The organism is Cysteiniphilum sp. 19S12-1, assembly GCF_052030685.1.
In the GTDB taxonomy this organism is placed as follows: Bacteria; Pseudomonadota; Gammaproteobacteria; order Francisellales; family Francisellaceae; genus Caedibacter.
Genome location: NZ_JBQAJM010000050.1, coordinates 1 through 7,982 on the forward strand (window position 1 = coordinate 1; position 7,982 = coordinate 7,982).

At 34.9% G+C, this 7,982-nt stretch carries 10 protein-coding genes; 9 read left to right on the plus strand and 1 reads right to left on the minus strand.

Annotation, left to right across the window (positions count from 1 at the left end):
• Window positions 1–387: 387 nt before the first annotated feature.
• The 9 genes from ACTS4L_RS10760 to ACTS4L_RS10800 all read left to right on the plus strand — a co-directional run bounded on the left by ACTS4L_RS10760 (window position 388) and on the right by ACTS4L_RS10800 (window position 5,925).
• On the plus strand, window positions 388–798 hold the full coding sequence (locus ACTS4L_RS10760) for a hypothetical protein (RefSeq protein ID WP_440652026.1): 411 nt from the start codon (window positions 388–390) through the stop codon (window positions 796–798).
• 270 nt (window positions 799–1,068) lie between these two features.
• Window positions 1,069–2,013, plus strand: a complete 945-nt coding sequence (locus tag ACTS4L_RS10765) for an Rpn family recombination-promoting nuclease/putative transposase (RefSeq protein ID WP_440652027.1) — start codon at window positions 1,069–1,071, stop codon at window positions 2,011–2,013.
• A 149-nt stretch (window positions 2,014–2,162) separates the two neighbouring features.
• Window positions 2,163–2,435: a hypothetical protein gene (locus ACTS4L_RS10770; protein ID WP_440652028.1), complete on the plus strand. Its 273-nt coding sequence runs from the start codon at window positions 2,163–2,165 to the stop codon at window positions 2,433–2,435.
• Between the two features lie 46 nt (window positions 2,436–2,481).
• A complete protein-coding gene (locus ACTS4L_RS10775) occupies window positions 2,482–2,640 on the plus strand; it encodes a hypothetical protein (protein ID WP_440652029.1) in 159 nt (52 codons plus the stop codon).
• 489 nt (window positions 2,641–3,129) lie between these two features.
• A complete protein-coding gene (locus ACTS4L_RS10780) occupies window positions 3,130–3,495 on the plus strand; it encodes a hypothetical protein (protein WP_440652030.1) in 366 nt (121 codons plus the stop codon).
• 99 nt (window positions 3,496–3,594) lie between these two features.
• On the plus strand, window positions 3,595–4,026 hold the full coding sequence (locus tag ACTS4L_RS10785; RefSeq protein WP_440652031.1) for a hypothetical protein: 432 nt from the start codon (window positions 3,595–3,597) through the stop codon (window positions 4,024–4,026).
• 88 nt (window positions 4,027–4,114) lie between these two features.
• Window positions 4,115–4,309, plus strand: a complete 195-nt coding sequence (locus ACTS4L_RS10790) for a hypothetical protein (RefSeq protein ID WP_440652032.1) — start codon at window positions 4,115–4,117, stop codon at window positions 4,307–4,309.
• Between the two features lie 114 nt (window positions 4,310–4,423).
• Window positions 4,424–4,858 (plus strand): hypothetical protein, encoded by a 435-nt coding sequence (locus ACTS4L_RS10795; protein WP_440652033.1) that lies wholly within the window; start codon window positions 4,424–4,426, stop codon window positions 4,856–4,858.
• Window positions 4,859–5,073: 215 nt separating this feature from the next.
• A complete protein-coding gene (locus tag ACTS4L_RS10800; protein WP_440652034.1) occupies window positions 5,074–5,925 on the plus strand; it encodes a hypothetical protein in 852 nt (283 codons plus the stop codon).
• On the opposite strand, the gene ACTS4L_RS10805 is transcribed toward ACTS4L_RS10800, so the two are convergent.
• Complete coding sequence (locus ACTS4L_RS10805; RefSeq protein ID WP_440652035.1) at window positions 5,908–7,809, minus strand: Tn3 family transposase; 1,902 nt, start codon at window positions 7,807–7,809, stop codon at window positions 5,908–5,910. The two genes, ACTS4L_RS10800 and ACTS4L_RS10805, sit on opposite strands and share 18 nt — an antisense overlap.
• Window positions 7,810–7,982 lie beyond the last annotated feature (173 nt).

Consider the following 7,982-nt stretch of genomic DNA (forward strand, 5'->3'; position numbering starts at 1 on the left):
ATAGCATATCAGTTAAAGCAAAAAACAATAGCAGTTATGCATGTATACTAGTCAAGCAAAACAATAAACATGAGTTAGGGGAGCTAGGGTTATAGAGGATAAAACGTAAACTTCTGGTTTACTCAAGCAAAACAACTTAGCCATATAATGAATTTACAGACTTGTTTAACATATGATTTAAAGCCAGTAAATACGTTACTTTCACTTAAAATGATATTGTTTGTTTTAACCATCGTTTTTCCAGAAAATAATGAGTAAAAACAATCAATTCGTGACAAATGAGGTTTATAGTGCTAGACTCCATACATCTAAAGGCTTTTCAGCCAATCTTCCAGAAAATATTTACACATTATCTCTTATCGCACGAGACCGCCTACATTTAAATTTATGCGTGCTGTTGATATTGAGGGTGATGATACAGTTTTGGTGCGTGATATACTAACCTCAAAGGAATATCTTTTAATTGATTATGGCTTCAATAAAACAATCAAGGAAAATGGTCTAGCGTATGGAATGATTGCTAACTTTATAGATTGTGATGATTACATAATGTCAACTGGCGCTTCTATACCAGTGTCTTTAGATTCAAAATCGAAAGAAGCACAGCAATTACAAGAAATAGCATCAAACTATATCGATAAGAAACAGCAAGGCATTGCTACCGATATTGAATATAAGCAAATGATCACTGATTTATATAAATTTTGCTTTCATGAAGAAATGATTATGCTAGTGCCTTCAGCAACAGTTCCATTTGGCAAAGAAGCGCTTAAGAAAAGAGTTGAAGAAACAGAGTAATATACTATCGCCATAGTGCAGTTAGATTCAATTCACTTTAACTCACCAATTATTACACGACTCTGGCAGTTGGTATTATTATGCCAACAAAAAACTTGAGCTTTATCGCAACGACATATGCAGCACGTTTAACAAAATGTAATAATTATCTTATATCCTAAGATTAATTATTGCCTATAACTGTGTCTATTTTTTATGATTACACTGCCTGTTCGTGATAATATGATATGCATCATAATCGATCGATTACATAATCACTAAGGCAAGCCTATGGGTGCTCACGACCTACAATTTCGTAAAGCTTTCTCAGATCCAAATATGTTTAAAGTGGCATGTGAAATTTATTTGCCAGAGGACATTAAAAAGAAACTTAATTTCTCAACCCTGAAATTCAGACAAATGAGCGGCGCGTTTATTCGTAACCTTATCATACTGCAATACAATATTGATCCTGATAAAGATGCAAAGCTATTTGAGCAGTTAAAGGAAGAAATCAGCGATATTGTTTATAGTTGTGAAACATATGACGATGCCGAAGTATTATTGATTGCCCATAGTGAGCATCAAAGCACACCAGATAAGCATTATCCTTTGCGTAATGCATTATATGATATATCAGCACTTAAAGATTTTGTTGAGACTGAAAAACCAGGCAAATACCCTTTAGTTGTAAGTTTTCTTGCATATCATGGCAAACCTTCACCATACCCTTATCCAACTGATATTATTGAAAATTTTGAGCACCAGGAATTAGCGCAAGAGTATTTTCTAAAGCCAATTTTGATTGATTACCGGCAATCAGCTGATGAAGAACTGCTGGACCATGGTGAGATATCTGGTCTTGAAATTGCTTTAAAGCATACCTTTGATGAACAGGTTGATGATAATGTCATCAAAAACTTAATGCATGGATTGCAAAAATGCACTAAAATTGAATTAAGGCGTGACTGGTGGATGTATGCATTGCGATCATGGGAAACATCAGCAGACACTATGATTAAAGAGTATAAAGAAACTTTAAATGAAGAGGAAATTTTCGTCATGACAGCAGCGCAACAACTCGTAGAGCGAGGCGAATTAAAAGGTAAACAAGATATTGCAAGAAACTTGTTTGCTATGAACTTATCTGTGGAGCAAATAGCAAAAGCAACTGGTCTTGATCTTGATTCTTTACTAAATCTACGAAAAGAAATAGACAATAATACACAACACTAAATTCCCATTTTTTTAACCATGATCGTGGTCACAAAACAGGAAATCATTGTGTCAACCATCAATGATCTTTTGCCAAAAATGATTAAGCATACTCATTTCAGATAAACTCATATATAATATAGCTTTGTAGATTAATTAGGTTAATATTGTTGGCAACCAAGAAGAAAGCAAAGACGCGTAACAAGTCAGGAAAAATTAAAGCCTGGTTGTGTCATCTCAACTGCAAATTCTCAAAACCAAATGATGCCAATATTTATATTGAGCGTTGCGCCATCAAAGTAGGATTAAGTAATCTTGCTGAAGCCAAAGAAACCATGGATTTGCATGAAGCTATTGTAGATTGGATAGAAGAGCTTAAAACTGAGTTCGGTTACCATAAAGATATTGAACTTAAAGTAGAACGCTGGGAGCCAATACGATAACATGATTTTTTGAGTTTAAATTAAACCTAAAACAAGGAGCAATGCAATGGATGCAAATCATGAACTAACTGATGAACAGAAATTACAGGAAGCAATAGCAATGTCAAAAATTGGCGTACCATTATCTGTCATTGCTAAAGTAATGGATGTGCCATTAGCATCCATTAGCAATCTAAGAAATGAAAAGGCAAATTGCAGCGAATAAAAACTTTCATTTTTTTGGCTTTTGCCTCTTCACTCCGATCGGTTTGATTTGCTATGATCAGGTTGATGACAACCATATATTAATCCACTTATACATGAAAAGCTTTGGTTGTAGCTGCGATGAACTCAAGTAATCGTATGTATAAAGGGGAAGATTTAAGGTGTTGTATATGAGGTTAACGAATATACAGTATGCATCATAACTTAAGTCTTTGAAAATAACGGTAGTAAATCATATAAGTGAAGACCTTGCATTGCTTGAGTAGCTTATGTGTTTTGTAGTGAAGAGTCAGCGTAAATAACTGGAGTAACTATAAAGTGCTATTGATGATGCCTATACCCTGCTTAGGTATAGTCGTGATGTTTAACAATTGAATGTCACACATTAATTATTGTGTGATCATTGTATTAGCCAGCGGGCTTTTGTCCGCTGGGCAAATGTTCTCTGGCTTTTGTCTAATCCATAACAAAAGAAGCAAAAGGAGAACGTATGCAACTTAAATATGATAGACTATCTTTATATGAAGCGTTGATACATATTGACCTACCACACGAGAAATCGCGACAGTTAGTTGATATTATCGCCAATGTAAAGATTGAAAATGTTTATGCTAAACATGAGGTCGATTCTATGTTAACTGACGCAATGAAAGAAGTGCTCAAACAGCATGATAAACATTTGGAATCTGTTGAAAAACGGATGACAGTATTTAACCATGCAGTTGAAAAGCGTATGACCGATAACAGTGTTGCCATGGAAAAAAGACTCACCAGAGAAAATAGAAATGTCATCGTTTCTATTTTAATTGCAGGTCTATCTATTGCCGCTGCGATCATACTGCAAGCACATCTTTAATCACACAATAACCATCCCTTGGGAGAAGCATTACTCCCTTGGGAGCATTGTTATTCTCCCACATCGTAATTTTTAAATTTTTACCATAAGGAGAATACCATGCAAAATACAGGAATTAACAGACTAGATAATTTAGATGATATTGATTATGTCACTAAGCAACTTGAAATCCTTATTCGGAGTTCATTTAAATTAGTGCTCGACCTATGTAAAAAAAGCGAGATGACATTGGAAAACTATGCTTATTGTATCTCTGCTATAGCGTTATGCGATGCGGTAAGTGTTAAGATTATCAACAAGCTGGTTCTTACAGCCGAAATAGGATGGCAAAAGATTGTCACTACAGCAAATAAGGATCACGCAACAGAAACACTTTCAAGCACGCTTCATAAATACATCAATAGTGAGATTAGAACACTAGATCAAATGGACACGATTGATGATATTTATCATGCGCTTTTTAAAATTGATAACGATTCTATTGAATTTATATCAAGCTATGTCGCTAATACTTCTCTAGCTGTTAAATAATTCTATAAACCAACCCATCAGGGAGACTAGCAACTCCATGATGGGCATTGTATGTCTCCCGTTAGTCCAAACTATAAGGAGAAATACAATGAAACATAAACATCAAGGTCAATCATTAGCATTACGTACATCAAAGATTTTGTTGTCCGATCATGCAGAAGTAAAAAAAAATAAAAAAATAAAGAATGACGAACCAACGCAACCAAATACCTATGAAAAAATGCTGAATGTCAAAACTCAGCCCATCTCAATTACACCGTATTTGAGAAGATTATGTATCTGATTGCGTAGATGTTTTAATAAATAATAACCCTTGAGGGATGTTAATCCCTCAAGGGATTGTCATCCCCTTAAAGGGTTAAAAGCATAGTAAACCCAACCTTAAGGAGATGACAAAATGACAATCAATAAAAACAAAGCTTTTTATTTTATTCCCAAATATCAGGCAGCAACGCTTATCTACGATAATATCGTCAAGTATCAACCTCAACTTGATCACTTAAAAGAAGCGTTAGAAAGATGTCCAGAGACCTACCAAACGGAAAGTCAAAAGATACCTGATAAAGTTGCCTGGTTGCACTATTATCATCCGAATGGATGGCATTGGTATGTGATCGAAAAAGATATCTGTGATGATCAGTTACAAGTATTCGCACTTGTCTCAGGTCACGAGACTGAGCTTGGCTATTTTAGCATTGACGAGCTCAGAGAAATCTCAGGTCTTCTCATTGATCTTAATTGGAAGCCAAAGCCTTTATCTGAAATTAATGAAGTTAGCCACTTTGTGGCGAAGTTCATTAAAGAAGATGAAGATGATACGGAAATAAAGTAAGAAGTATCACAAAGCAGTTTTGTTTAGCGGCTCAACTGCTTTGTAAACCCACATCCATAAGGAGAATGTAAGTTAATTATATGGCGATATGATTTATTTGCAATACTTTTATTATGCGATGTGACATAAATGCGTCTTATTGACGTGATAACCCTACAGGGAGAACATTCCCTGTAGGGGGTATTCTCCCTGTTTTATGACATAAGGAGAATACCATGTCACAAAATACAGATCATAAACCACCGAAATTACCTGAGATAATTAATGCAGTATCCAGTGAGTTTCACGAGCTTTTAGCCAATCTTTGCCCAGAGTTTTTGAGCGGTGATATTGCTTTTGATGATAGAAAGCCTAGTGATCGTAAAGGTGCTTTTTTAGGACTAAACATTGATCAGAGCAAGTTATCCTATATTCCAATTGCTCGATTGAATCGATTTAGTCTCCCATCAACGTTGTCTAATGACCTGCCCATCTTTTTGGAGTTGCTATTGCCATATAATGTGGGCTCTAAGGAGTTAAGGAGCAGTTTTGCGGTACAAACAACGGTTAGAAAAGCTTTATCTGCAACAGGCGTAATAATACCTGAAAGCCTGATTGTTAAGCTTGAGCAGCATTTCAATACACCGAATATCTCAATAAGCCACATCAATGAAGGCATTTCAGCAATTTATGCTTTGCCAAAACCTGAGGGTGGCTCACTGGGATCCTCGTGTATGCAAGGCTGTAATAAAGACTGGTTTGAAATCTATGACAACGAGCCTGCCATTGGTTGTCTTGTTGCCAAAGATAAAGAGGGTCAGTTGGTAGGACGAGCAATCACCTGGAAAGTCGATAGCGGCGTAACGTGTTGTGATCGACGCTATGGCACGTCATCTTATATTGAAGAGGCAATTGCAGCCTATGCCCAAAAAAATGGCATGTACTACAAAAAAAACAACAATATGGATACGCCAGAAGCTTGGTTATGCAACGATCGAACGCTAATTTTTCTGAGCCAAAAAGTTACATTAAGGGGTTCTGTTGCTCTGGCACGACTTTGGTCCATTCGTCTATTTATTAGTCAGTAAATCTGGTTCAAATATGATGCTGTTTAGCATTTGTTGGACTAACTCTATTGATAGCTTACTGTCAAAGTTATAATTGCCATAAAAGTTAATATGAATCCATGCAACTAATGAAATATGTTTAAATGCCTCTATTTCTTCCTTAGAACCGTATTTTTCTTTTATTTTGGCGGCCTCTGATAATAAGTAAGCATTATAAAAAATAACAAATAAAGATAGTAGCCTTGTACATTCATCATTAATTACTAAGTCATCATCATCAGAACCTGATATTCCTTCGGAATTAATTTCTGCAATAGTGCGCTTTAAACTATGGTAAGCTTCATTACGGTTTAGAGCTGTTCTGACAGATTGTCGTAAGTTCTCATCATCCAAATAGCGTAATAGATAATTACTCCTGATGATACTATCATAAGCCCAAATAGCCTCTTTTATTTGATTCTTATCAGTCTGAGAGCATAATTTTCTTATTAGCACACTTTGAGTAGATTTTTTAAGCACCAAAGATGCCATAACCCTTTTAATGTTTGACCACTCTTTGATAATCAACTGCTCTTTGGCTTGTCGGGATGGACGAATGAAATATTCTTTATAGTAGGCTGGTTTATTAAAGCCAACAAGCATATTTTCTTTATTGCTAATGGTTTTAAAGCATGGCGCAAATTGGCGTTCAATTAAATGTAATAATGCAAAATTCACATAATTACTACCAGCACTATCAGTTGATATGATTTTAGGCTGTATTTCTGTTTCATTATTGTAAACCAAGTCAAAAATGAATCTGCTTTCATGCTCATTTGCACCAAATAATCGTGCATTAGCAGGAACATGATTAACTAAGAGTGTTGCTGATGAAACACCTTTGCCAAAATGGAAATACTTTGATGATGGTCGTGCTTTTAAGCAATTACGTTTTGTTTTAAATTTTTGACCATCAATGCCACCGTGAAGAATGTCATTAATATCATGATATTCAAATATTTTTAGTTTCTTGATTTCATTGACTAATAAGTTACAAGCTAAAGAAATATTTTCTAGTGTTAGAAAACTGTTACTATATTCCCTTAACTGACCAAGAGAAATATTGGATATCTGAGCCATTCTGTAATTACCATGATTAGTTGCCTTTCCTAAAATTGCAGCACTTAGAACATCATTATCCAAAATTTTTCTAGTATTCTTTGGTAATATATGACTAAAAGCTGATAGTACACTTGTTTGCTCATGAACAAAATGCATTACATCAACAATATTAATGTGTGGCAACTTCTCAAAAAAGCGATGGTTTACATCAATATCTTGTTTGCGGTATGGCAATGTCCATTCTCTTTTATCCCAATCTTTAATGTTAATAGCATCATTAATCTTAAGGCTGATGTTCTGGTGAATAGAATGAAGATTACTTTCAAGCTCATCTTTTAATTGATTCAAATGCTGTTTTATTGGTAGATCAAGAATAGGCATGCCTAGCTTGGTAAAATCCTGTGAGTCGGCAACTTTCTGAGAAACCAAGTCATCATCAAAATTCTTAAACCCAACACTATCAGATAAACTTGCAACACCTGAGTTTAAGTGTTGACTCAGTTGATAATACACAAAAAACTCAAATGTACCACGCTCAATAGATTCTGATTTATCCGAGCCAACAATAGCTGGATATAAATTTTTTGGAATGGCTTTTTTTGGTGCATTAGTATAGACAACACCTTTGATATCAGGATATTTTAGTTGTTTTTTTAAAAAATCAATAACTTTATTGAATTCCAGATCAGTAGATGTAAAGTTGAGTTCTCTGAAAATCAGGCGTAGATTTTTCTTGAATTTTGCCTGATCCTCTCCCAACAATCTCCATATGATTTTATTACGGTGATTGTTTTTATCACGCATGTAGTGAGTTGCTTTTTTGATTTTCTTGGCAGAAACCAATTTATTTGCCTCTAATCGCACATCCATAAAAGTGCTTTTATCCCTTGTGTTATCTGTACAACTCATTGCAAGTTATTAATTTTTCTTAATGCCTTTAAAATAAAGACTTGCTACCATAGCCTACTCATTTCATT

Coding starts and splice junctions, on each gene's coding strand:
- ACTS4L_RS10800 (WP_440652034.1), top strand. CDS start 5,074: ATGTCACAAAATACAGATCATAAACCACCGAAATTACCTGAGATAATT.
- ACTS4L_RS10765 (WP_440652027.1), top strand. CDS start 1,069: ATGGGTGCTCACGACCTACAATTTCGTAAAGCTTTCTCAGATCCAAAT.
- ACTS4L_RS10790 (WP_440652032.1), top strand. CDS start 4,115: ATGAAACATAAACATCAAGGTCAATCATTAGCATTACGTACATCAAAG.
- ACTS4L_RS10795 (WP_440652033.1), top strand. CDS start 4,424: ATGACAATCAATAAAAACAAAGCTTTTTATTTTATTCCCAAATATCAG.
- ACTS4L_RS10805 (WP_440652035.1), bottom strand. CDS start 7,809: ATGCGTGATAAAAACAATCACCGTAATAAAATCATATGGAGATTGTTG.
- ACTS4L_RS10760 (WP_440652026.1), top strand. CDS start 388: ATGCGTGCTGTTGATATTGAGGGTGATGATACAGTTTTGGTGCGTGAT.
- ACTS4L_RS10785 (WP_440652031.1), top strand. CDS start 3,595: ATGCAAAATACAGGAATTAACAGACTAGATAATTTAGATGATATTGAT.
- ACTS4L_RS10775 (WP_440652029.1), top strand. CDS start 2,482: ATGGATGCAAATCATGAACTAACTGATGAACAGAAATTACAGGAAGCA.
- ACTS4L_RS10780 (WP_440652030.1), top strand. CDS start 3,130: ATGCAACTTAAATATGATAGACTATCTTTATATGAAGCGTTGATACAT.